19 protein-coding genes, 5 pseudogenes and 1 other annotated feature are annotated in these 24,006 nt (G+C 65.1%); of the genes and pseudogenes, 13 read left to right on the top strand and 11 right to left on the bottom strand.

Annotated elements, in window-relative coordinates:
- Positions 1–5 precede the first annotated feature (5 nt).
- Positions 6–1,463 (bottom strand): amidophosphoribosyltransferase, encoded by a 1,458-nt coding sequence (gene purF, locus QP181_RS06195; protein WP_333927986.1) that lies wholly within the window; start codon positions 1,461–1,463, stop codon positions 6–8.
- Between the two features lie 120 nt (positions 1,464–1,583).
- On the opposite strand from purF, the gene QP181_RS06190 reads away from it, so the two are divergent.
- Genes QP181_RS06190 through QP181_RS06175 form a run of 4 tightly spaced genes read left to right on the top strand, consistent with a single transcriptional unit; the run spans position 1,584 to position 4,719 of the window.
- Entirely contained in the window at positions 1,584–1,946 is a 363-nt protein-coding gene (locus tag QP181_RS06190) for a phosphoribosyl-AMP cyclohydrolase (RefSeq protein WP_333927985.1), read from the top strand.
- On the top strand, positions 1,943–2,428 hold the full coding sequence (locus tag QP181_RS06185) for a hypothetical protein (protein WP_333927984.1): 486 nt from the start codon (positions 1,943–1,945) through the stop codon (positions 2,426–2,428). The genes QP181_RS06190 and QP181_RS06185 overlap by 4 nt, the downstream gene beginning before the upstream one ends.
- Positions 2,429–2,460: 32 nt before the next feature.
- The gene (locus QP181_RS06180) at positions 2,461–2,913 is read left to right on the top strand and encodes a MerR family transcriptional regulator (protein WP_333927983.1); all 453 of its coding nucleotides are present in this window, start codon (positions 2,461–2,463) and stop codon (positions 2,911–2,913) included.
- 3 nt (positions 2,914–2,916) lie between these two features.
- The gene (locus tag QP181_RS06175) at positions 2,917–4,719 is read left to right on the top strand and encodes an acyl-CoA dehydrogenase C-terminal domain-containing protein (protein ID WP_333927982.1); all 1,803 of its coding nucleotides are present in this window, start codon (positions 2,917–2,919) and stop codon (positions 4,717–4,719) included.
- Between the two features lie 71 nt (positions 4,720–4,790).
- On the opposite strand, the gene QP181_RS06170 is transcribed toward QP181_RS06175, so the two are convergent.
- From QP181_RS06170 to QP181_RS06155, 4 genes are read right to left on the bottom strand one after another with little or no spacing between them, the layout of a single operon-like run.
- Entirely contained in the window at positions 4,791–5,789 is a 999-nt protein-coding gene (locus tag QP181_RS06170) for a cell wall hydrolase (protein WP_333927981.1), read from the bottom strand.
- Complete coding sequence (locus QP181_RS06165; protein WP_333927980.1) at positions 5,717–6,115, bottom strand: hypothetical protein; 399 nt, start codon at positions 6,113–6,115, stop codon at positions 5,717–5,719. The genes QP181_RS06170 and QP181_RS06165 overlap by 73 nt, the downstream gene beginning before the upstream one ends.
- Positions 6,112–7,032 (bottom strand): cysteine synthase A, encoded by a 921-nt coding sequence (gene cysK, locus QP181_RS06160; protein ID WP_056048760.1) that lies wholly within the window; start codon positions 7,030–7,032, stop codon positions 6,112–6,114. The genes QP181_RS06165 and cysK overlap by 4 nt, the downstream gene beginning before the upstream one ends.
- Positions 7,029–8,381 carry an MFS transporter gene (locus tag QP181_RS06155; RefSeq protein ID WP_333927978.1) on the bottom strand — a complete coding sequence of 451 codons (1,353 nt, stop codon included), beginning with the start codon at positions 8,379–8,381 and terminating at the stop codon, positions 7,029–7,031. Before QP181_RS06155 ends, cysK begins: the two co-directional genes overlap by 4 nt.
- A 478-nt stretch (positions 8,382–8,859) precedes the next feature.
- Between QP181_RS06155 and pdhA the strand changes: the two genes are divergently transcribed.
- The 4 genes and pseudogenes from pdhA (at position 8,860) to QP181_RS06135 (ending at position 12,990) form a co-directional block, all read left to right on the top strand.
- Positions 8,860–9,867 carry a pyruvate dehydrogenase (acetyl-transferring) E1 component subunit alpha gene (pdhA, locus tag QP181_RS06150; RefSeq protein WP_333929570.1) on the top strand — a complete coding sequence of 336 codons (1,008 nt, stop codon included), beginning with the start codon at positions 8,860–8,862 and terminating at the stop codon, positions 9,865–9,867.
- Positions 9,867–11,296: pseudogene (locus QP181_RS06145) on the top strand (pyruvate dehydrogenase complex E1 component subunit beta). The gene pdhA and the pseudogene QP181_RS06145 overlap by 1 nt, the downstream one beginning before the upstream one ends.
- Positions 11,297–11,800: 504 nt before the next feature.
- A complete protein-coding gene (locus QP181_RS06140) occupies positions 11,801–12,454 on the top strand; it encodes a squalene/phytoene synthase family protein (RefSeq protein ID WP_333927977.1) in 654 nt (217 codons plus the stop codon).
- Positions 12,455–12,519: 65 nt separating this feature from the next.
- Positions 12,520–12,990, top strand: coding sequence for an EF-hand domain-containing protein (locus QP181_RS06135; protein WP_333927976.1), 471 nt, complete (start codon positions 12,520–12,522; stop codon positions 12,988–12,990).
- Here the strand turns inward: QP181_RS06135 and trmFO are convergent.
- Positions 12,926–14,294 (bottom strand): annotated as a pseudogene (gene trmFO / locus QP181_RS06130) (methylenetetrahydrofolate--tRNA-(uracil(54)-C(5))-methyltransferase (FADH(2)-oxidizing) TrmFO). The gene QP181_RS06135 and the pseudogene trmFO overlap by 65 nt on opposite strands.
- A gap of 73 nt (positions 14,295–14,367) precedes the next feature.
- Between trmFO and QP181_RS06125 the strand changes: the two are divergent.
- The 5 genes and pseudogenes from QP181_RS06125 (at position 14,368) to QP181_RS06105 (ending at position 20,314) form a co-directional block, all read left to right on the top strand.
- Positions 14,368–14,811: a DUF488 domain-containing protein gene (locus tag QP181_RS06125; protein ID WP_333927975.1), complete on the top strand. Its 444-nt coding sequence runs from the start codon at positions 14,368–14,370 to the stop codon at positions 14,809–14,811.
- A gap of 255 nt (positions 14,812–15,066) precedes the next feature.
- Positions 15,067–15,122, top strand: a sequence feature (sul1 is cis-regulatory element that is thought to sense ions involved in sulfur or methionine metabolism; They are found in Alphaproteobacteria).
- A 68-nt stretch (positions 15,123–15,190) separates the two neighbouring features.
- Entirely contained in the window at positions 15,191–16,669 is a 1,479-nt protein-coding gene (locus QP181_RS06120; protein WP_333927974.1) for a SulP family inorganic anion transporter, read from the top strand.
- 70 nt (positions 16,670–16,739) lie between these two features.
- Positions 16,740–17,666: a sulfate adenylyltransferase subunit CysD gene (gene cysD / locus QP181_RS06115; RefSeq protein ID WP_132896314.1), complete on the top strand. Its 927-nt coding sequence runs from the start codon at positions 16,740–16,742 to the stop codon at positions 17,664–17,666.
- Positions 17,666–19,580, top strand: a pseudogene (gene cysN, locus QP181_RS06110) (sulfate adenylyltransferase subunit CysN). Before cysD ends, cysN begins: the two are co-directional and overlap by 1 nt.
- On the top strand, positions 19,577–20,314 hold the full coding sequence (locus tag QP181_RS06105) for a 3'(2'),5'-bisphosphate nucleotidase CysQ (RefSeq protein WP_132896316.1): 738 nt from the start codon (positions 19,577–19,579) through the stop codon (positions 20,312–20,314). Before cysN ends, QP181_RS06105 begins: the two are co-directional and overlap by 4 nt.
- A gap of 178 nt (positions 20,315–20,492) precedes the next feature.
- Here QP181_RS06105 and QP181_RS06100 read toward each other — a convergent pair whose 3' ends face one another.
- From QP181_RS06100 to QP181_RS06080, 5 genes and pseudogenes are all read right to left on the bottom strand, one after another.
- Positions 20,493–20,789, bottom strand: a complete 297-nt coding sequence (locus QP181_RS06100; RefSeq protein ID WP_333927973.1) for a hypothetical protein — start codon at positions 20,787–20,789, stop codon at positions 20,493–20,495.
- An 11-nt stretch (positions 20,790–20,800) separates the two neighbouring features.
- Positions 20,801–22,263, bottom strand: a pseudogene (locus QP181_RS06095) (L,D-transpeptidase family protein).
- A 140-nt stretch (positions 22,264–22,403) separates the two neighbouring features.
- Positions 22,404–23,208: pseudogene (locus QP181_RS06090) on the bottom strand (TrmH family RNA methyltransferase).
- Positions 23,209–23,312: 104 nt separating this feature from the next.
- The gene (locus QP181_RS06085) at positions 23,313–23,588 is read right to left on the bottom strand and encodes an HPr family phosphocarrier protein (RefSeq protein ID WP_132733989.1); all 276 of its coding nucleotides are present in this window, start codon (positions 23,586–23,588) and stop codon (positions 23,313–23,315) included.
- On the bottom strand, positions 23,585–23,992 hold the full coding sequence (locus tag QP181_RS06080) for a PTS sugar transporter subunit IIA (RefSeq protein WP_056058662.1): 408 nt from the start codon (positions 23,990–23,992) through the stop codon (positions 23,585–23,587). The genes QP181_RS06085 and QP181_RS06080 overlap by 4 nt, the downstream gene beginning before the upstream one ends.
- Positions 23,993–24,006 lie beyond the last annotated feature (14 nt).

Below are 24,006 nucleotides of genomic sequence, written 5' to 3'. Positions count from 1 at the left end.
GAGTATCAGATGACGCGTTCGGCGAGCATCGCGAACTGGTCGACTTCCGAGCCTTCGTCATGGTCGGTCAGCGTCGTCGGATAGTCGCCGGTGAAGCATGCATCGCAATATTTCGGGCGGACATCCGCGCGTTTCGCCTCACCGAGCGCCTTGTAGAGGCCGTCGATCGAGATGAAGTTGAGGCTGTCGGCATGAATGAAGCCGGTCATGCCCCCAAGATCGAGCTTGGCCGCGAGCAGCTTCTCGCGTTCGGGCGTGTCGACGCCGTAGAAGCACGAATGTCGGGTCGGTGGGCTGGCGATCCGCATATGGACTTCGGCCGCACCGGCTTCGCGCATCATCTCGACGATCTTGAGCGAGGTCGTGCCGCGGACGATCGAATCGTCGACGAGGATGACCCGCTTGCCCTTGATCAGCGCGCGGTTGGCGTTGTGCTTCAGCTTCACGCCGAGATGGCGGACCTTGTCGCCCGGCGAGATGAAGGTGCGGCCGACATAGTGCGAGCGGATGATGCCGAGCTCGAACGGGATGCCCGATTGCTGAGCATAGCCGATCGCCGCTGGCGTGCCCGGATCGGGGACCGGGATGACGAGATCGGCATCGACCGGCGATTCGATTGCGAGCTGCGCGCCGATCGCTTTCCGCACCGAGTAGATCGAGTGATCGTCGACGATCGAATCGGGGCGCGAGAAATACACCCATTCGAAGATGCACGGCCGCGCCGCCATCGGTGCGAACGGGCGGATCGAGCGGATCTCGGAGCCCTGGACGATGACCAGTTCGCCGGGCTCGATCGCGCGGACGAAGGTGGCGCCGACGACGTCGAGCGCGACCGTTTCGGAGGCGAAGATCACCGCGTCGCCGAGCTTGCCCATCACGAGGGGGCGGATGCCGAGCGGATCGCGGCAGGCGATCATGCCCTCGGGCGTCATCACGATCAGTGAGTACGCGCCTTCGATCTGCTTCAGCGCATCGATGAAGCGATCGAGCAGCGTCCGGTAGTTCGAGGTCGCGACGAGGTGGATGATCGTCTCGGTATCGCTGGTCGACTGGAAGATCGACCCGCGGCGGACTAGCTCGCGACGCAACCGCATCGCGTTGGAAATATTGCCGTTATGCGCGATCGCGAATCCACCGGTCGACAGCTCGGCGTAGAGCGGCTGGACGTTGCGCAGCGCGGTCTCGCCGGTCGTCGAATAGCGGACGTGCCCGCAGGCGACGGTGCCCGGCAGCGACCGGATCACGTCGTCGCGGTCGAAGTTCCCGGCGACATGGCCCATCGCGCGGTGCGTGTGGAAATGTGCGCCGTCGAAGGTCGTGATGCCGGCGGCTTCTTGGCCGCGGTGCTGCAACGCGTGCAGCCCCAAGGCTACGAGTGCGGCCGCTCCATCGGTGGCCGAAACGCCAAACACCCCGCATTCTTCGCGGAGTTTGTCGTCATCATAAGGGTTTGTCGTCAGCATGCCGGTTCTCACGTCGTGCGGAAGCTGCCCTATACGAGCGGATCGCCGGCTTGTCGCCTGTTTGTAATAACATTGCGCGCTGCCGGTCGCATCGCGGCGGGTTTCAGGTATATCCAGCCCATGACAAACAGCCGCGACACGGGCCTGACGCTCGATCCGAAATTCGATTCCGCCGGGCTCCTGACTGCGGTCGTCACCGATCGCGTATCGGGCGACGTGCTGATGGTCGCGCACATGAATGCCGAGGCGCTGGCGGAGACGCAGGCGACCGGCGAGGCGCACTTCTGGTCGCGCAGCCGCGAGAAGCTCTGGAAGAAGGGCGAGACGTCTGGGAACGTGCTGCGTGTCGCCGAGCTGCAGAATCGATTGCGATCAGGACGCGGTGTGGGTGATCGTAGATGCGGCGGGGCCGGCGTGCCATACCGGCGAGCGTACCTGCTTCTTCCGGCGGATCGAAGGGGCAGACTGGTGCCGGCCGAATGAAGCGGATGCTGCTGCTCGCGCTAATGCTCGGCGGGTGTGGGCGCGAGCCGAAGATTGCGGCGGCGGACAGCGCGGGGGCTCGGCTCGAAGCTGCGGCGGAGACGGCGGGGATCGTGCCCGACCCGAACGCGCCTCTGCAAGGATCATGGGCGCGCGATACGGATCGCGTCTGCGTTGTCGGCACCGAGAAGATCGCACGGATCGGCGTTAGCGTCGACTATGGCGAGGATCAGGCGTGCGCCGCGTCGGGAACCGTGGAGCGGGCAGGCGATGCGCTCAAGCTCGCGTTCGGTGCGTGCAAGTTCGACGCGCGCTTCGACGGCGATCGCATCGTGTTTCCCGCCGAAGTCCCCGAAGCCTGCGAGTCCCTCTGTACTGGCCGCGCGTCGCTCGCGGCACTGACCGTAGTCCGCCTCAGCGAATCGCAATCGGAGGCCGCGACGCTACGGTCGACGAAGGGAAAGTTGCTTTGCGGCAATTGACGTTGACGTAAACGAGAGTTATTTCTCCGGGGATGGCGACACAAGCATCCCCTCGATTGCAGGCTACCCCGCAATCCTACGCGGTGATCGAGCCGCGGCATGATCGCGAAAGCTTCACGATCTCCGATCTCTCCGCCGAGTTCGACGTCACGGCGCGGGCGTTGCGATTCTACGAGGACGAGGGCCTGATCGCGCCCGAGCGTCGCGGGACGCAGCGCATCTATTCGCACCGCGACCGCGCGCGTCTCGCCTGGATCCTGCGCGGCAAGCGCGTCGGGTTCAGCCTCGGCGAGATCCGCGAGATGATCGATCTTTACGATGTCGGCGACGGTCGCCGTGCGCAGCGCCAGGTCGTGATCGAGCGCAGCCAGGCCCGGATCGCACTGCTGACCGCGCAGAAGCGCGACATCGATCTCGCCATCGACGAACTCACCAGTTTCGTGGCCCTCCTCGAAGTGAGCCGCGCCCAGGACAACCAAGGATAAACCATGCCCCAGTATACGCCTCCCGTCCGCGACACGCGTTTCGTCCTCGAGCATGTCGTCGGTCTCGATCGCTACAATAACCTCCCCGGCTTCGATGCGGCCTCGCCCGACGTCGTCGATGCGGTGCTCGAAGAAGGCGGCAAGTTCGTCGCCGAAGTACTGTTTCCGCTCAACCTGTCGGGCGACCAGCAGGGCTGCACGCGGCACGAGGACGGCTCGGTGACGACGCCGGACGGCTTCAAGGAAGCGTATAAGCAGTATGTCGAGAGCGGCTGGGCGACGCTCGGCAACCAGCCCGAATATGGCGGGCAGGGCATGCCGCACGTCGTATCGACCGCCTTTCAGGAATACATGATCTCGTCGAACATGGCGTTTGCGATGTACCCCGGCCTGACGCACGGCGCGATCGCCGCGCTGATCGCCAAGGGCTCGGACGCGCAGAAGGCGATGTACGTGCCGAAGATGGTGTCGGGCGAATGGGGCGGGACGATGAACCTGACCGAGCCGCAGTGCGGCACCGATCTCGGCCTGATCCGCACCAAGGCCGAGCCGCAGGCGGACGGATCGTACGCGATCACCGGCACGAAGATCTTTATCTCGAGCGGCGAGCATGACCTGACCGAGAACATCATCCACCTTGTGCTGGCGAAGACGCCGGACGCGCCTGACAGCTCGAAGGGCATTTCGCTGTTCGTGGTGCCGAAGTTTATCGTCGAGGAGGACGGTTCGCTCGGTGCGCGCAACGGCGTCACGTGCGGGTCGATCGAGCACAAGATGGGAATTCACGCAAATTCGACCTGCGTGATGAACTATGATTCGGCGACCGGCTGGCTCGTCGGCGAGGAGATGAAGGGTCTCGCCGCGATGTTCATCATGATGAACGCCGCGCGTCTCGGCGTTGGTCTCCAGGGTCTCGGTGTTGCGGAAGTCGCGTACCAGAATGCGGTCCAGTACGCGCAGGACCGCCGCCAGGGTCGCGCGCTGACGGGCCCCAAGGAGCCGCAGGAGAAGGCGGACACGCTGTTCGTCCATCCCGACATCCGCCGCATGCTGATGGAGGGCAAGTCGCTGACCGAGGGCCTGCGCGCGCTGATCCTGTGGACCGCGCTGCAGGCCGATCTCGAGCATCACGCCGAGACCGAGGAAGAGCGCCAGCTGGCCGGCGACATCATCTCGCTGCTGACCCCGGTCATCAAGGGCTATGGCACCGACATGGGCTACGCGATCGCGACCAACGCGCAGCAGGTCTATGGCGGTCACGGCTACATCGCCGAGTGGGGCATGGAGCAGTATGTCCGCGATGCCCGGATCGCGATGATCTACGAGGGCACCAACGGCGTCCAGGCGATGGATCTGGTCGGGCGCAAGCTCGCACAGAATGGCGGGCGCGGGATCCAGGCGTTCTTCAAGCTGGTGGCAGACGACGTTACTGCGGCGAAGAATGATCCGGCGACGGCGTCGTTTGCTGAGGCGCTGGAGAAGGCGAACGGCCAGCTTCAGGCGGCGACGATGTGGTTCATGGCGAACGGCATGAAGAACCCCGAGAACGTCGGCGCGGGTGCGGTCAGCTACATGCACCTGATGGGGATCGTCGCGGTCGGCACGATGTGGCTGCGGATGGCGGTCGCTGCGACCAAGCTGAAGGCGGCGGGCGAGGGCGAGACGGCATTCCTCGACGCCAAGCTGGTGACGGCGCGCTTCTATGCCGAGCGGATCCTGCCGGATGCAGGCGCGCTGCGTCGGAAGATCGAGGGCGGGGCGGAGTCGCTGATGGCGCTGCCGCCCGAAATGTTCATGGCGGCCTGATCGAAAACGGGGCGGATCGCCAAAGCTATCCGCCCCGTATGCTTCCCCTCACCGAGAGGGATGCATTAGCGCTATTTTGTAGCCGTCGCGGCTGCAGAAGACGATGTTTGCGTTGGCGATGACGACGCTGCAGCGCTCGATTTTTGCCGAACACCGCTGAGTTCTCCCGCCGCTGCGGCTGCGTTCGGTGCGACTGGAGGGGACTGCGGTACTGCAGTCATCGTCGCCCGTGTCACGATGCATTGCGTCGGGTCCGCACGCTTGAACTGACGACAGTTCCAGAGCGAACGTTCATAATTGCTCCCCCGATCGCGCATGTAGCTAAAGCTCAATGCAGCCATTTGCGCGAGGTCCAGCGGGATCGACGTCGCTGTCTTTGTGGCGTCCGTCCAGGCCATGAAGCGGCAAAATGGTTTATCGCCGCAGGCTTGGGTTGCGAGTGCGACGAGGCCGTCGGCCGTTTGATTGCGCGGCAATGTAACGAGAACCGTATCACCGTCGACCGCGCTCGCCATGACCGAAGGGTCCGTCTCCGTCCCTGTAGCGAACCCCATTGCAGCCGATGCTTCGGCCAAGGCCGCATTGGCCTCGACGAGCGCGGCGCCAATTTTGTGCGCATCGGAGAGCGCGGCAAGCTGTGTGATCACGGGCTCGATGGTTTCGGGATGACGGCCGAATGCGGAGGGTGTCCCCCACCAGCCGGACCAGCGGAAGAACAGGTGCGTGTTGACCGCGGTAATCTTATCGAGGCTCGACTGCCAGTATGGCACGACCCAGTCGGTATGATAGTGGGTGGCATAGCCGACCTGCTTGAACACCGCGCCGTTAAGCGCCGCCGCGGCCACCTCGCGCGCACGCCGCCAAGCGTCATCAGTCGGGTGCCAGCGGGTTAGCGCGCCGTCGCAACTGAAGCTGAATTGACAACCGGTTGAACGGTCCTGGCCCTCGAATACGACGCCGCATACCGTCTTGGGGAAAGCCGGGTGGCGCAGGCGGTTCAGCACGACCTGAGCGACCGCGCGTTCACCCAGCGTATCATCGCCGGCTTCGTAGAGGATGCCCGCCGCCATGCAGTCGGTGGCGCGTGCCAGATCCTCTGCACCGCCAGCGAAGAGGAACGGCCGCGCAGCGGGTTGGGCGCGGTCGAGAACGGCACGGTCGCATTGAACGCGCGTGCGTCGTCGGGCGTCAGGTCGACGAACTTTACCGGTTCGACCTGAGGCACTTCGGCTTGCGGCACGACCCGCCCCGGCGGCAGTTTAACCCGCTTCGACACGTGGACGATCGTCGGCGCGTTGGCGACCACGAGCGCGGGCCCAATGATCGCTAGCGCGGAAATTCCGACGATAGTGGCGCGCAGCACCGTCGTGCCGCGCGGGGATAGAGGCTTTGTCACTGTTCGGGCAGGAAGTCCGGGACCGACAGATAGCGCTCGCCGGTGTCGTAGTTGAAGCCGAGAACCCGAACGTTGTCAGGCAGATCGGGGAGCTTCTGAAGGATCGCTGCGAGCGTTGCGCCGGAGCTGATGCCGACCAGCATACCCTCTTCGGTTGCCGAGCGGCGCGCCATGTCCTTCGCCACCGCGGCATCGACCTCGATCACGCCGTCGAGCGCCTGGGTGTGCAGGTTCACCGGGATGAAGCCTGCACCGATGCCCTGGATCGGGTGCGGGCCGGGCTGGCCACCGGCGATCACCGGCGATGCGGCGGGCTCGACCGCGTAGACTTTGAGCGACGGCCATTCCTTCTTCAGCGCTTCCGCGACGCCGGTGATGTGGCCACCGGTGCCGACGCCGGTGATGATCACGTCGATCGGCGTGTCACGAAAGTCGGCGAGAATTTCCTGTGCGGTCGTAGCGACATGCACCGCGATGTTCGCGGGGTTTTCGAACTGCTGCGGCATCCACGAGCCCGGCGTCTGCTCGACGAGCTCCTTCGCACGCTCGATCGCGCCCTTCATGCCCTTCTCGCGCGGGGTCAGGTCGAAGGTCGCGCCATAGGCCAGCATCAGGCGGCGGCGTTCGATCGACATGCTCTCTGGCATGACGAGGACGATCTTGTACCCTTTGACGGCCGCGACGAGCGCCAGGCCGATGCCGGTGTTGCCGCTGGTCGGCTCGATGATCGTGCCGCCGGGCTGGAGGTGGCCGTCCTTCTCCGCCGCCTCGATCATGGCGAGCGCGATGCGGTCCTTGATCGAGCCGCCGGGGTTCGAGCGCTCGGACTTCACCCAGACTTCGGATTCGGGGAACAGCTTCGACAGGCGGACGTGCGGCGTGTTGCCGATCGTATCGAGGATCGAGTTGGCCTTCATGGCTTGGCTTCTCCGTGTTCGGGTTCGGTCTCTAGGATCTCTGGGGGATCAAAGGTTTTCGCGCGGCCTAGTTCCGGGAACAGTCGCGCCCAGCCGATCGTGATTGCAATAGCACCGACGCCGCCGAACACCACCGCGCCGACCGGACCGAGCAGCGATGCCATCACGCCGCTCTCGAATTCGCCGAGCTCGTTCGAGGCCGAAATGGTGAGCTGCGACACCGCGCTGACGCGGCCGCGCATTGCGTCGGGCGTGTGGAGCTGGATCAACGACTGGCGGACATAGACCGAGATCATGTCCGCGCCACCCGCGACGATCAGCGCGACGAGGCTGAGGACGAAGGCGGGCTGCACGGGGATGCCGCCGATCGTGCCGGGTGCGATGCCGAGTAGGTTTACGATGGGCGTGGCAATACCGAAGGTCAGGATCGCAAGGCCGAACACGACGACAGCCACGAGCATCTTCACGCCGACATTGGTGCTCATCGGGCGGACGGAGAACCAGATCGCGGTCACCGCCGCGCCGATGCCCATGCCCGCGGCGAGAACGCCGAGCCCCTGCGAACCGACGTGGAGGATGTCGCGCGAATAGACTGGGAGCAGCGAGGTCGCGCCGGCGAGCAGCACCGCGAACAGGTCGAGCGTGATCGTCGCGAGAACGAGGCGGTTGCGGCGGACGTAGGTGAAGCCCTCGATGATGCGGGCGAGGGGGCGGTGATCGGTCTGCGCGGCGGGCTGCGGCACCGGGCCGATCAGGAACATGAAGAGGAGCGCGACGACGAACAGGATCGTCGCGACGCCGTAGGCGACCTCCGGGTGGATCGCGTAGAGCAGCCCGCCGACGCTGGGGCCCGCTATGGTGCCGACCTGCCACGCGATCGAGCTGATCGCGATCGCGGTCGGGAGGACCGCGCGGGGGACGAGGTTGGGGGCGAGCGCGGAATAGGCTGGTCCAGAAAAGGCGCGCGCGACGCCAAACGCGACCGCCGCCACGAACAGGACGCCGAGCGTGAGGTGGCCCGTCCAAGTCAGCAACCACAGGGTCGCGGCGGTGAGCACTAGCAGACCTGTCGTGCCGCGGACGATCCAGCGGCGGTCGAAACTGTCCGCGACGAGGCCGGTGATCGGCGTGAGCAGAAACAACGGAACAAACTGTGCGAACCCGATCATGCCGAGCATGAAGGCGGCTTGCCGGATGTCCATTGTCTCGCGGGCGATGTTGTAGACCTGCCACCCGATCACGATCGACATCGCGCTGACGGCGATCGTGCCGGTGAAGCGGGACAGCCAATAGGCGCGGAAATTTGCGATCCGGAGGGGATGCTGGTGGGGATCTGTCGTGGGAGCCATTGGGGTTGGCTTTAAGCGCGGGGCGAGGCGCGGGGCAACCAGAGCTTTGCTTTGGGTGGGGATAGTGGCGCGAGCCAAGGTTGCTCGTTCCCCTTGTTCTCCCGCGAAGGCGGGAGAACAAGGAAGCGGGAGGTGTCTCGCTTGAGCAACCGGATCGTCACCACCGCTACCCCTGCATATCGGCACCACCCCGGCGGAGGCCGGGGCCCAATTGGGGGACGTCGCCAACTGAGCGATGCGCGTCGTTACTACAACCTTAGCAATTGGGCCCCGGCCTTCGCCGGGGTGGTGGCCTTTTCGCGACGGCAACAGGTGGAGAAGACGCCATCCCACTCCCCCAAAACCGACATACCCCAGACGGGAATTGATGTTCCGCCCCGTCCGCGCCTATAGGCTCCCTCAACTCCCCTACGGAAAACGAGGTTTCCCACATCGTGGCCAAGACCCCCCACCAGTACGCGCAATCGCCGAACCGCCGATTACGAACCGCGAACGACCGGCCGAACCAAAGCCGTACGAGGCGTCGAAGGACGAACTGCTCGAAATGTATCGGCAGATGCTGCTGATCCGCCGTTTCGAAGAAAAAGCGGGCCAGCTCTATGGCTTGGGCCTGATCGGTGGCTTCTGCCATCTCTACATCGGACAGGAAGCCGTCGCGGTCGGGCTTCAGTCCGCGCTCAACGGCGAGACCGATTCGGTGATCACCGGCTACCGCGATCACGGCCACATGCTCGCCTACGGGATCGACCCGAAGGTGATCATGGCCGAGCTGACCGGGCGCAATTCGGGGATCTCGAAGGGCAAGGGCGGGTCGATGCACATGTTCTCGACCGAGCATAAATTCTACGGCGGCCACGGCATCGTCGGTGCGCAGGTGTCGCTCGGCACCGGCCTCGCGTTCAAGCATAAATACTCGAACGACGGCGGCGTCTGCATGGCCTATTTCGGCGATGGAGCCGCGAACCAGGGCCAGGTGTACGAGAGCTTCAACATGGCCGAGCTGTGGAAGCTCCCGATCATCTTCGTGATCGAGAACAACCAGTACGCGATGGGCACCAGCGTCAACCGCGCCTCCGCCGAGGACCAGCTGTATCGCCGCGGCGAGAGCTTCCGCATTCCCGGCATCCAGGTCGACGGCATGGACGTGCTCGCCTGCCGCGGTGCCGCCGAGGAAGCGCTGGCATGGGTTCGCGCGGGCAAGGGTCCGGTCATCCTCGAGATGAAGACGTACCGTTACCGCGGCCACTCGATGTCCGATCCGGCCAAGTACCGTACGCGCGACGAGGTCCAGGCAGTCCGCGACAAGTCGGATCCGATCGATCACATGAAGAAGCTGCTCGACGCGCAGGGCGTGACCGAAGCGGACCTCAAGTCCCTTGAACAGGAAATCAGGAAAATCGTGAACGAAGCCGCCGATTTCGCCGAGCAGACCCCGGAGCCGGATGCTGCCGACCTCTACACCGACGTTCTGGTGGAGAAGTACTGATGGCGATCGAGATCAAGATGCCCGCGCTCTCCCCCACGATGGAAGAGGGCACGCTGGCCAAGTGGCTCGTCAAGGAAGGCGACAGCGTCAAGTCGGGCGACATCCTTGCCGAGATCGAGACCGACAAGGCGACGATGGAGTTCGAGGCGATCGACGAAGGCAGGATCGGCTCGATCAGCGTCGCCGAGGGCACCGACAACGTGAAGGTCGGCACCGTCATCGCGACGATCCTCGAAGAGGGCGAGACCGCGAGCGACGCCAAGCCGACCGAGGCACGCTCCGGCGATGCGGCCAACGCCGCGCCGAAAGAAACGCCGTCGGATGACAAGGCTCCCCGGTTCCCGAAGGCGCGTCGCCTGCGAAGGCCGAGAGCGGCACGCAGCAGCTCGTCGCATCGGCGGAGAAGGTCGGCATCTCCGACCCGGCGATCCCCGAGGGCACCGAGATGGTCAAGACGACCGTCCGCGAAGCGTTGCGCGACGCGATGGCCGAGGAAATGCGCGAAGACGATCGCGTCTTCGTGATGGGCGAGGAAGTCGCGCAGTATCAGGGCGCGTACAAGGTCACGCAGGGGCTGCTCGACGAGTTCGGCGACCGTCGCGTGATCGATACGCCGATCACCGAATACGGTTTTGCCGGCATCGGTGCAGGCGCGGCGATGGGCGGCCTTCGCCCGATCGTCGAGTTCATGACCTTCAACTTCGCGTTGCAGGCGATCGACCACATCATCAACTCGGCCGCCAAGACCAACTACATGTCGGGTGGCCAGATGCGCTGCCCGATCGTGTTCCGCGGTCCCAACGGCGCGGCGTCGCGCGTGGGTGCGCAGCATTCGCACAACTTCGCGGCGTGGTATGCGAGCGTGCCCGGCCTGATCGTGATCGCGCCGTATGACGCTGCGGATGCCAAGGGCCTGCTCAAGGCCGCGATCCGCACCGAGGATCCGGTCGTGTTCCTCGAGAACGAGCTGATGTACGGTCGCAGCTTCGACGTCCCCAAGCTCGACAACCACGTCCTGCCGATCGGCAAGGCGCGGATCGTCCGCGAGGGCAAGGACGTCACGATCGTCAGCTACTCGATCGGCGTCGGCATTTCGCTCGAAGCTGCCGAGAAGCTCGCCGAAGAGGGCATCGACGCCGAGGTCATCGACCTGCGCACGCTGCGCCCGCTCGACACCGAGACGGTGCTGAAGAGCCTCGCCAAGACCAACCGCATGATCATCGTTGAAGAGAATTGGGCAACCTGCTCGATCGCCTCGGAGATCGTGTCGGTGGTGATGGAACACGGCTTCGACGATCTCGACGCACCGGTGCTGCGCGTGACGAACGAAGACGTGCCGATGCCCTACGCGGCGAACCTCGAAAAGCTGATGCTGGTCGACGTCGCGAAGGTCGTGACGGCGGCGAAGAAGGTTACCTACAAGGGCTGATGTTCGCGTCCAGTCGCGGCATGCCGCCGCGGCTGGACGTCAGCTCGTATATTTGTCGCAGGTCATGCGCGTTGTGGTCGGCGATGGATTATAAATCTCGCCAAAATCGTGTCGGTCGCGAACGGTCAATGACACGATATAATGGATCTTCGCAGCACCGTTCGGCAGCCCGCCACTTCCTACGACTGGCTTGTAGTCGTGGTCGACTTGAATATCGTCCCGGTTGGGTTTCACCGGCTAGGACGTGACCGTGCAGGTCCCGATGTTAAGACCACCGCGTCACGCGGCGACCCTTCATAGTTCCAGTTCTTTACAAGGTATTCCGGCGTCAGTTCCTTGGTTGCATACCCGGCATTGACCGTGGACGTGTACGTCGCGAAGTCATAGCGTAGGTCGATCGTAGAACTGACGATACGGCGGACCCTGTAAGTCCGGCCCAACGGGTGTCGTTAACAAGCGCGTAATCGTCTGTTCGCGACGCGTGATGCCCGGTATGCGCGGTCGATGACCCCGGAAGATCCCCTGCGCGCGCTCGCACTCAGTTATGCACCGGTACCTGCAAGGGCAGCGCTAGCGACGCTGTTTGCGCTCGATGACAAGTTTTCCGGTATCTTGCGATCGACACGCGAGCCACTCATCGGGCAGATGCGGCTAACATGGTGGTACGAGGCGCTGGCTCGATTGGATGCCACGCCGCCGCCGGCCGAGCCGCTGCTGCGCGAACTATACGCCACGGTTCTACCGGCGGGTGTATCCGGCACCATGCTGGCCGAATTGACCGATGGTTGGGACGTACTGCTCGAGCCTGCGTTGGATGAGGCCGCAATCGACCGGTTTGCGGTACGGAGGGGACGGCGGTTGTTTGAACTTGCTGGCGCAGTCCTGGATACCGTCGACGATCGCATAGGGCTTGCCGGAGAAGGGTGGGCACTGGCTGACTTGGCGCTGCGAACGCTGACGCCGTCGGACCGTGACGCGGTGCGAGCGCGGGCGGTGGAGCGACTTGATCGCGCGCTACAGGGGCGTTGGCCGGTACCCGTTCGGGCGCTTGGCGCGATGACGCTGTCCGCTAGGTTCCACGCTGCCGAGGCACCCGGGACGCTAGGGAGCGCAAGGCATGTCGGACGCTTGGCGTGGCACAGACTGACCGGATACTGACCCATCACTTGGGGATCGTCGCGTTCGAGGCCTAGCGTGCGCGCTTGGCAGGCGGAGCGACGGCGATGTGGCGATATCTGGCGGGCGGTACGGCGGTGATCGCGTTGATCATCGCGGGGTTCCTGGTCTTCAGCGGGAATGCGCGGCCGCGGCCGCTGCTGCCCGCGCAACCGGTATCGCAATCGGGCGAAGCGCCTGTCGCGAGCGATCCGCTACCAGACGCCGTGCCCCAAGCCACCGACAAGACCCGCGAACAGAAGCGGTTCGATCGCTACGACAAGGACCGCGATGCGAAGATCACGCGGGAGGAATACCTCGTCCAGCGGCGCAAGGCTTACGCGCGGCTCGACGTCGACGGCGACGGCAAGCTCTCGTTCGACGAGTGGGCGGTGAAGGCGACGACCAAGTTTGCCGACGCGGATCGCGACAAATCGGGCACGATGACCGCGCCCGAATTTGCCACGACCGCGGTCAAGCGGAAGGGGCCAGCTCGGGTGAATTGTCCACCGGTTCAGGCTCCTGCCGAGGAGAGTTGAGCCACTCCGCAAGCGCCGCGCGGCCGCGATCGGTGTACATCTTCTTGCGATCGGTCTTCTTGGTGCGGCCGGGAATCGGCGGGAACAGGCCGAAGTTCACGTTCATCGGCTGATACGTCTCCGCCTCCGCACCGCCGGTGATGTGGCCGAGCAACGCGCCGAGCGCCGTCGCATAAGGTGGCGGCGTCAGTGTCTTGCCGGTCAGTTCGGCCGCCGCGAACAACCCTGCGAGCATGCCGATCCCGCAGCTCTCGATATACCCCTCGCACCCGGTAATCTGGCCGGCGAACCGGATGTTCGGGCGCGACTTCAGCCGCAGCGTCTCGTCGAGCAGCTCGGGCGAGCGGATGAACGTGTTGCGGTGCAGCCCGCCCAGCCGCGCGAACTCCGCATTCTCCAGGCCGGGAATGGTCCGGAATAGCCGCACCTGGTCGGCGTGCTTCAGCTTGGTCTGGAAGCCGACGATGTTCCACAGCGTCCCCTGCGCATTGTCCTGCCGAAGCTGGACGACGGCGTGCGGCCAGCGCCCGGTCTTCGGGTTGTCGAGACCGACCGGCTTCATCGGGCCATAGCGCAGCGTATCGACGCCGCGCTCTGCCATCACCTCGATCGGCATGCAGCCATCGAAATACGGCGTGTCCTTCTCCCAGTCCTTGAACGGGGTCTTCTCGCCATCGACCAGGCCCTGATGGAAGGCGAGATACTGGTCCTTGTCCATCGGGCAATTGATGTAGTCCTTGCCCTCGCCCTTGTCCCAGCGCGATGCGAACCACGCGGTGTCCATGTCGATCGAGATCGCGGTGGACGATCGGCGCGAGCGCATCGAAGAACGCGAGCGCCTCACGGCCGGTCTCCGCACCGATCCCCGCGGCGAGCGAGGCGGCGGTCAGCGGGCCGGTGGCGATGATCGTCGGGCCGTCGGGCAGCGCGTCGACGCGTTCGCGGACCAGCGTGATGTTCGGATGCTGGTCGATCGCCTCCGTCACGCTGTTCGAGAAATTGTCGCGGTCGACCGCGAGCGCGGAGCCCGCGGGGACGCGGTGGATGTCCGCCTGGCGCATGATCAGCGAGCCGAGCGTGCGCAGTTCCTGGTGGAGCAGCCCAACCGCGTTGCTATCCGCATCGTCCGAGCGGAAGCTGTTCGAGCAGACGAGTTCGGCGAGGCCGTCGGTTTGGTGTGCGGGCGTGCCTTCGCCGCTGCCGCGCATTTCGGAGAGGCGCACCTTGAGGCCGGCTTCGGCGAGTTGCCAGGCGGCTTCGGAACCGGCGAGGCCGCCGCCGATGACGTGAATATCGTGGGTCATTCCGGTCAGATAGCGCCGGACGCCTGTCCTGTCAGCGGTTGTCGTGTCGGCGGGGCAGTCCCACTTCGCTCCCATGACCCATCCCACGACAATCTTCACGATCGGCTATGAAGCCACGACGATGGCCGACTTTCTGGCGGCGCTAAAGGCGGCGGGGGTGGAGCGAGTGATCGACGTCCGCGCGCTTCCGTTGTCGCGGCGGCCGGGGTTCTCGAAGACCTCGCTGGCTGCGTCGTTGCGCGAGGTCGATATCGACTATGTGCATCTGAAGGCGCTCGGGACGCCGAAGCGCGGACGTGACGCGGCAAAGAAGGGCGACGTAGCGACGCTTACCGCGGTGTACGATGAGCAACTCGACCTCCCCGAGGCACAGGCGCAGGCCGCGATCATGCTCGGGCTCGCCGCGGAGAAGCCGAGCGCGCTGCTCTGTTACGAACGCGACCCGTGCCACTGCCACCGAACCTTGCTGTTGCAGGCGGTGGGCGAGGGGGCAGAGGTCGTGGATCTTTATACGTAGGCCGGGCTAGCCGCCCCTTCGTAAAACCCGGCCGCGCCGCCTCGTCCGCTACCCGCACTATCCGTCACCCCAGCGAAAGCTGGGGTATTCCTGTTTGGCGTGCGACATCTGCCCCGAGAGATACACCAGCTTTCGCTGGGGTGACGGTAAGATAGGTGGGGCATGCGAGAGGTTGCGGTCGAGGGTTAATGTCGACAGCGTGACGCAGGGGAATGTTGCGTTGCAGCACACTCTCCGCTAACGAGCCCCTACTCGCTTGGACCCGGTGCAATTCCGGGTGGCTATTCCGGCCGCCGATCCGCCGGACAACGCACCGACGCTTTTATCACGAACCGCCCGCGCAACCGCCGCGGTTCTCGCGTCCTATGCGGATACACACATGACATCATATTCTCGTTACCGGGCCGAATGGTTCAGCGGCCCCACGGCTGCGCGCCGTGACGTTCTCGCCGGCATGGTCGGCACCTTCGCGCTGATCCCCGAGGTCATCGCCTTCTCGTTCGTTGCCGGCATCGATCCCGAAGTCGGCCTGTTCGCCTCTTTCGTGATCGGCATCGTCATCGCGGTCGCTGGCGGGCGCCCCGCGATGATCTCCGGTGCGGCAGGCTCCGTCGCGCTGGTCGCCGCCGCGCTCGTCCACGCGCACGGCCTGCAATATCTGCTCGTCGCGACGATCCTCGCGGGCGCACTCCAGATCGCCTTCGGGCTCGCCAAGCTCGACATATTGATGCGGTTCGTCTCGAAGTCGGTCCATGCCGGCTTCGTCAACGCGCTCGCGATCCTGATCTTCTCCGCGCAGGTGCCGCAGATGGTCGGCGTCAGCTGGCAGGCGTATGCGATGATCGCCGGTGGCCTAGCGATCATCTACCTCATGCCCCGGATTTCCAGCGCGATTCCCTCGCCGCTGATATGCATCGTCGTGCTTACCGCGATCGCGATGTGGTTTCCGATGCCGCTGAAGACGGTCGGCGATCTAGGCCGCTTGCCGGATTCGCTGCCGTCGTTCGGGTTGCCCGACGTTCCGCTGACCTGGGACACGCTGCGGATCGTCGCGCCCTATGCGTTCGCGATGGCCGCGGTCGGCCTGCTCGAATCGATGATGACCGCCAGCGTGGTCGACGAACTCACCGAGACCACCAGTTCGAAGGCGCGCGAGTGCACGGGGCTCGGCCTCGCCAACATCGCGGCGGGCGCGTTCGGCGGCATCGCCGGGTGCGGGATGATCGGCCAGACCGTCGGCAATGTCCGCTATGGCGGCACCGGGCGGCTCTCGACGATGGTCGCGGGCGTGTTCCTGCTGATCGTCATGGTCCTGCTGCGGCCATGGGTCGCGCAGGTGCCGGTCGCGGCGCTGGTCGCGATCATGATCATGGTGTCGATCAGCACCTTCTCCTGGGGCTCGCTCCGCGACCTCGCGCGGCACCCGAAGATGTCGAGCGTGGTGATGGTCGCGACCGTCGTCGTCACCGTCGCGACGCACGACCTGTCGCTCGGCGTCGGGGTCGGCGTGCTGCTCAGCGGCGTGTTCTTCGCGTGGAAGGTGACGCGGATGATGGACGTCGCAATCGATCACGACGTGGCAACCGACACGCGTAGCTACCGGGTAAGCGGTCAGATCTTCTTCGCCAGCGCCGACATTTTCGCCGATCGGTTTGACCTGCGCGAGACGGCCCGCGCCGTCCGCATCGACCTAACCAACGCGCATCTTTGGGACGTCACGGCGGTCGCCGCGCTCGAAGATGTCGTCGGCAAACTGCGCCGCCACGGTCGCGAGGTCGAGGTCATTGGCCTGAACACCGCGAGTGCCACACTGGTCGATCGCCATGCCCCGCTGATGATGGACCCGATCGAGGGGTAATGCTCGATCTTTGGGGCGGGCGAGAAATACGATGCTGTACGCGCCGCCGCGACGTCCTACGTCGAGGAGGATGACGAAACTTCCAGATACCTGCCCCGTGTCGCTCACGCATCTCCAGCGGCTCGAGGCCGAGAGCATCCACATCCTTCGCGAGGTGGTCGCCGAGTGCGAGCGCCCGGTAATGCTCTACAGCGTCGGCAAGGATTCCGCGGTGATGCTGCACCTGGCGCGGAAAGCCTTTTATCCGTCGCCACCGCCTTTCCCGCTGCTGCATGTCGATACGACGTGGAAGTTCAAGGCGATGTACGATCTGCGCGACCGGATGGCGGCGGAGAGCGGGATGGACCTGCTCGTCTACAAGAACCCCGAGGCCGAGGCGCGCGGGATCAACCCGTTCGATCACGGTGCTCTGCACACCGATATGTGGAAGACCGAGGGGCTGAAGCAGGCGCTCGACCTCCACGGCTTCGATGCGGCATTCGGAGGCGCGCGGCGCGACGAGGAGAAGAGCCGCGCGAAGGAGCGCGTCTTCTCGTTCCGTGCGGCGCATCACCGCTGGGACCCGAAGCAGCAGCGCCCCGAGCTGTGGAACCTCTATAATGCTCGGAAAGCGAAGGGCGAGAGCATTCGCGTCTTCCCGATCTCGAACTGGACCGAACTCGATGTCTGGCAGTATATCCAGCTCGAGGACATCCCGATCGTCCCGCTCTATTTCGCCGCACCGCGCCCTACCGTCGAGCGCGACGGCATGCTGCTGATGGTCGACGACGATCGCTTTCGGCTCGAGCCTGGCGAGGTGCCGGTGGAGCGCTCGATCCGTTTCCGCACGCTCGGCTGCTACCCGCTGACGGGAGCGGTAGAGAGCGAGGCCGACAACCTGTCCGCGGTGATCCAGGAGATGCTGCTGACTACTACCAGCGAACGCCAGGGCCGCGCGATCGACCGCGACGCGGGCTCGGCGAGCATGGAGAAGAAGAAGCAGGAGGGCTATTTCTGATGGCTACGCGCACGCAGGAGTCCGCCTATCAGGTGCAGGACATCATCGCCGAGGACATCGACGCCTATCTGCTCCAGCACCAGCATAAGAGTCTGCTCCGATTCATTACCTGCGGGTCTGTCGACGACGGAAAGTCGACGCTTATCGGGCGGTTGCTGTACGATTCTAAGATGATTTTCGAGGATCAGCTCGCTGCGCTGGAGAGCGATTCTGAAGAAGGTCGGCACGCAAGGCCAGGAGATCGATTTCGCGCTGCTGGTCGACGGGCTCGCCGCCGAGCGCGAGCAGGGCATTACGATCGACGTCGCCTATCGCTATTTCTCGACCGAGAAGCGCAAGTTCATCGTCGCCGATACGCCGGGGCATGAACAATACACACGCAACATGATCACCGGCGCGTCGACCGCCGATCTCGCGGTGATCCTAATCGATGCGCGCAAGGGCATCCTGACGCAGACCAAGCGCCACAGCTATCTCGCGCACCTGATCGGCATCCGGCACCTCGTGCTGGCGGTCAACAAGATGGACCTCGTCGGCTACGACCAAGCGACCTACGACCGGATCGTCGCGGACTATGCGGCGTTTGCGGAGTCGATCGGGATTGCCGGCTTCACGCCGATGCCGATTTCGGGGTTCAAGGGCGACAACATTACAGCCGCAAGCGCGAATACGCCCTGGTACGACGGGCCGACGCTGATCGACCATCTCGATACGGTGACGCTCGACGTCAGCGAGGATCAGGCGGGCGCGTTCCGGATGCCGGTGCAGTGGGTGAACCGTCCCAATCTCGACTTCCGGGGCTTTTCGGGGCTGGTCGCGAGTGGGTCGATCGCGCCGGGCGATGCGGTGCGCATCCTGCCGGGCGGGCGCACCTCAACGATCGCCCGCGTTGTAGCGTTCGGCGGCGATCTGCCGAGTGCGGTCGCCGGGCAATCGGTGACGCTGACGCTGGCGGACGAGATCGATTGCTCGCGCGGCGACGTGATCGTGGCCGCCGAGTCGCCGCCGGAAGTGGCGGATCAGTTCGAGGCGACCGTAGTCTGGATGGCGGACGAGGCGATGCTGCCGGGGCGCTCTTATTGGCTCAAGCTCGCGACACAGACCGTGACGGCGACCATCCAGCAGCCAAAATACGCGATAAATGTCAACACTATGGAACGGCTTGCTGCCAAGACGTTGGAGCTCAATGCGATCGGTGTCGCGAACCTGTCGACCGACCGGCCGCTGGTGTTCGAGCCCTATGCGGACAATCGCCAGCTCGGCGGGTTCATCCTAGTGGACAAGATCACCAACGCGACGGTGGCGGCGGGGATGCTGCACTTCTCGCTCCGGCGTGCGCAGAACGTACACTGGCAGGCGACCGATATCGGCCGTGAGGCGCACGCCGCGCTGAAGAACCAGAAGGCGGCGGTGCTGTGGTTCACGGGGCTGTCGGGTGCGGGCAAGTCGACGATCGCCAATCTGGTCGAGATGAAGCTGGCCCGGATGAACCGGCACACGTTCCTGCTCGACGGCGACAATGTCCGCCACGGGCTGAACCGCGACCTCGGCTTCACCGATGCCGACCGGGTCGAGAATATTCGGCGCGTCGGCGAGGTCGCCAAGCTGATGACCGATGCCGGGCTGATCGTGATCACCGCGTTCATCTCGCCGTTCCGCGCCGAGCGCGAGATGGTGCGGCAGATGATGGCGCCGGGCGAGTTCATCGAGGTGCATATCGACACGCCGCTCGCCGAGGCCGAGCGGCGCGACGTTAAGGGGCTGTATGCGAAGGCGCGGGCGGGCAAGCTGGCGAACTTCACTGGGATCGATTCACCTTATGAAGCACCGGCGAACCCGGAGATCCGGATCGACACGACCGGTATGACGCCTGACGAAGCCGCCGATGCGATCGTCGCGGTGCTGATTCCATGAGCAGTGCGATGACCGACGGCGAACTCGCCGCGCATCTGGCCGAGACGGCGGGGCGGTTGCTGCTCGAAGTGCGACGGTCGGGCGTGTTCTCGCCCGGCGCACTCGGCAAGGCCGGGGACGAGACCGCGAACGCGTTCCTCGTCCATGCGTTGCAGGATGCGCGGCCGGACGACGGTCTGTTGTCCGAGGAACGTCGATGTGACGGGACGCGGACGGCGATGTCGCGCGTGTGGATCGTCGATCCGGTTGACGGAACGCGCGAATATGGCGAGGCGCGCGACGATTGGGCGGTGCATGTCGCGCTCGCGATCGACGGGGTCGCGGAGGTCGGTGCGGTGGCATTACCGGGATTGGGTCTGGTCCTGCGTTCGGACCAGCCCGCACCGGTGCCACCGCCGGGTGATCCACTACGGATGGTCGTCAGCCGGACGCGGCCTGCGCCCGAGGCGGTGAAGGTTGCGGAAGTCCTTGGCGCGACGCTGATCCCGATGGGCTCGGCCGGCGCAAAGGCGATGGCGGTAGTCCGCGGAGAGGCGGATATCTACCTGCATTCAGGCGGGCAGTATGAGTGGGATTCGGCCGCGCCGGTGGCGGTAGCGGCAGCGTTCGGGCTGCATTGCAGCCGGATCGACGGGTCGCCGTTGGTGTATAATTGTCGGGATGTCTACATGCCCGACCTGCTGATCTGCCCGGTTGCGCTGCGCGATCGGGTCATGGCGGCGATGACGGCGTAGACTTCGACCTGATCCTCCCCCGGAGGAGGTGGCACCGAAGGTGACGGAGGGGGGACACGGAACAGAGGTTTCCCTTACCTCCCCCTCCGCCAGGCTACGCCTGCCACCTCCCCCTGGCGGGGGAGGATCGTAAAACGTCCGCTACTGCTGCGGTTCGGCGTCGTTCTCCACCGGCGCTTCATCGCGCGTCACGCGCGGTCATGCCCGTGGCGTCGGCATCGTCAAGCATCTGCTCGTCCGGCGCGACCGGCTTTTCGCGCGGCGGTTCGACCACGGCAGGTGCGGCCGGCGCCGCTTCGACCGGCGCAGCCTCGACCGGGGCAGGGGCCGCCTCGGACTCGGTTACGCCGGTATCCTCGACCATATTCGTATCCGTCGGCGGCTGCTCGGGCTCGGAGCGCGAGCAGCCGGCCAGCGCCATCGCGGCAAGCAAGCCGCCGGCGATGGCGGTACGGGTGCGGGTGAAAATCGTCATGTCTGACCCTCTCAGCGAGCGGCGATCGTCTGGCGTGCGGTGCGCGCCTCGATCTTGGAGGCGAGGATGCCGTCCCAGTCATAGGGATCGGCGCGGAAGTTCATCTGGCCGTTGCCGCTGGCAAACGCGGTCCAGTAGAGCAGATAGACCGACACAGGCTTGGTCAGGCGAGCACGGACCGTGTCACCCTTGGCAACCGCAGCGTCAACCATCTCGGGCGTCCACGCGGGATCACCCTTGAGCAGCAGGTCGGCGAGTTCGGCAGGCTTTTCAAGGCGAACGCAGCCATGGCTCGCAAGCCGGCTAAAGCTCGCGAACTTCGCACGGCTTGGCGTATCGTGGAGATAGACCGAATAGTCGTTGGCGAAATCGAACTTGAACCGCCCCAAAGCGCTCTGGTCGCCAGCTTGTTGCTGAAGTCGCGTGCCGTCGATCACCTTGATGCCGTTGCGCTTGAAATAGCCCGGGTTCGCGCGTTCCTTCGGCCACAATTCCTTCGTAGCGATCGACGTCGGCACGTTCCAGGGCGGGTTGATGACGATGCTGTGGATCGTCGACGAGAGCATCGGCGTTTCGTCGCCCGGTCGCCCGGTGACCGCGCGCATCGACTGCACCGGCGTGTCGCCGTCGAACACCGTGAGCACCGCGGCGGCGATGTTCACCTGGATACGGTCGCGCGGCAGGTCTTGCGGCAGCCAGCGCCAGCGCTCCATGTTCGCCATGATCTGACGCACGCGGTCGGTTGCCGACACATTGAGCGCAGCCAGCGTCTGCGTCGAGACGATCCCGCTGGGGTTGAGGCCGTAGCGTCGTTGCGCGCGACGGACCGCATCGACGAGCGCGGCATCGAATTTGTCGCCGCTCGTCGAGACGTCCTTGTCCTCGGCCGCCAGCCGCTTGCGCAGCGCCAGCACGCGCGGACCGGATGCGCCGATGGTGAAGTCCGGGCCGGACGCCAGCGGAGACCAGCCCCCGTAGCGGCGATCGATCGGTAATTCTGGAGGCCCTTACGAAGCCCGTCATAGCCGGCATAGGGCGGCGGCAGCGACGCGAACCACGCGGCGATCCGATCGAGCCGGACCGCGTCGGCAAACGCCGGGGTCGGATCATAGGCGGGCGGACGCAGGCCCCAATCCTTCTGGAAATCGGCGCCGCTGAGGCGGCCGGCATGCACCGCGCGCGCATGGTCGAGCGCGGCACGGACGAGTTCGTCCTTGCTCGGCGCACTGGTCGATACCGTGGCGGCGGACTTCAGGCCCTGTGCGACGATGTCGCCATTGAGCAGCTTGTCGAGCAGCGCGGCCTGCGTGTCGCTGAGTGGCGGCACGGTGATCACCGGTGGCGCGAGCGTCGGCGTTGGCATGGCCGCAGGCGTGGTCGGGACGACCGGCGGCGGCGTAACCTGCGCGAACGACGGAGTTGCCATCAACAGCGGGGCCGCCGCGAGCACGGACCGGATCACGCCAGTCTTCATTCGTCCATCATCGAAACCGCGAGCCATAATCGTCCTGTCTTGTATCTGGTCGATGCTTTCGCACGACGTAGCTCTCCCTTAGCTGAACCGGACTCGCTAAGCATCGCCAATCGGGCAAAATTAACGGTTGAGGCTACGGATTAAGGTTTTTCCTGCCGGGCAAGCACTTCATAGGCCATCACGGCCGTTGCGACGGCAGCATTGAGGCTGTCCGCCTTGCCGAGCATCGGGATCTTGACGAGCACGTCGCATGCTTCGGCCATTTCGGGGGGCATGCCCTGCGCCTCGTTGCCCGTGAGCAGGAAGGTTGGGCCGTTATAGGTCGCTGCCCTGTAGTCGGTGTCGGTGTCGAGGCTGAGCCCGACGAGTTGGCCGGGTCCGGTGCGCAGCCAGACGTGGAATGGCTCCCACTCGGTCTTCACGACAGGGATCGTGAACAGCGCGCCCATGCTCGCGCGCACCGCCTCGACCGAGAACGGATCGACTGACTCGCCGATCAGGATCAGCCCGCCTGCACCGACGGCATCGCCGGTACGCAGTATCGTGCCGAGATTGCCGGGATCGCGCAGGCGTTCCGCGACCAGCCAGATGCCGGAACGCGTGCGATCGAGGTCTTCGAGCGTCGCGTCGAACTCGTCGAACACGCCGACGACCGCCTGCGGGTTATCCTTGCCCGACAGCTTCGAGAGGATATCGGGCGTGGTCTGGATCGAGATCACCGCCGGCATCCTCGACGTCCATCGACAGCGCGTGCACCAACGGATGGTTCGCGCTGGCCGCTGCATAGAACAAGGTGCTGGGCAGGCGGCCGGTCTCGCGCGCTTCGGTGAGGATGCGCAGGCCCTCGGCAAGGAATTGCCTGGCCGCACGCCGATGCCGCTTGTCGCGCAGGTCGCGGACGTACTTGATCAGCGGGTTCGAAAAGGCGGTTATCTCGCGGGGCATCTAGCGCCCCTTCCGCGTGCGGGAGGGGTTGGGGGAGGGGTTTGTAAACACGCCGTCGCTCATGCCCTCCCCGACCCCTCCCGCAAGCGGAAGGGGGAAGATCGTCAATCCTCGCCGAACTTCGCCTCGACCAGTTCGGCCAGCGCAGCCACCGTATGCTCCGCGCCGTCGCCGCTCGCGCTGATCGTAATGGCGTCGCCCATCGCCGCGCCAAGCATCATCAGCCCCATGATCGAAGTGCCGGTGACGTGATCCGAACCGTCCTTCGTGACGCTAACCTCGACCGGATGCGAGGAGGCGAGCGTGACGAACTTGGCGCTCGCCCGCGCGTGGAGCCCGCGGCGGTTAGTGATCTGGACGGTGCGCGAGACCTGGCTCACGCAGCTGCCTCGCCGAGAACCTCGGACGCTACCGAGATATATTTGCGACCCGCCTCCCGTGCGGCCGCGACCGCAGCGACGACTGTCATCGATTTCCGCGCGGAGCCGAGCCGGATCAGCATCGGCAGGTTCATGCCCGCGATCACCTCGATCCGCCCGCGCTCCATCAGCGAGATGGCAAGATTGGAGGGGGTGCCGCCGAACAGGTCGGTCAGCACGATCACGCCGCGGCCGACATCGACCGCCTGGATCGCGGCGGCGATATCCGCGCGGCGTTCTTCCATATCGTCGTCGGGACCGATCGCGATCGGCGCGACGCGCTCTTGCGGGCCGACGACATGGATCATCGCGCGAACAAATTCCTCGGCCAATCGACCGTGGGTTACTAGAACAAGGCCGATCATATCAGCGTTTCATA

This window comes from Sphingomonas sp. LR55 (genome assembly GCF_036856015.1).
In the GTDB taxonomy this organism is placed as follows: domain Bacteria; phylum Pseudomonadota; class Alphaproteobacteria; order Sphingomonadales; family Sphingomonadaceae; genus Sphingomonas.
The sequence above is the reverse complement of the archived record's forward strand: the minus strand, read 5'-3'. Positions and strand labels throughout refer to the sequence as shown.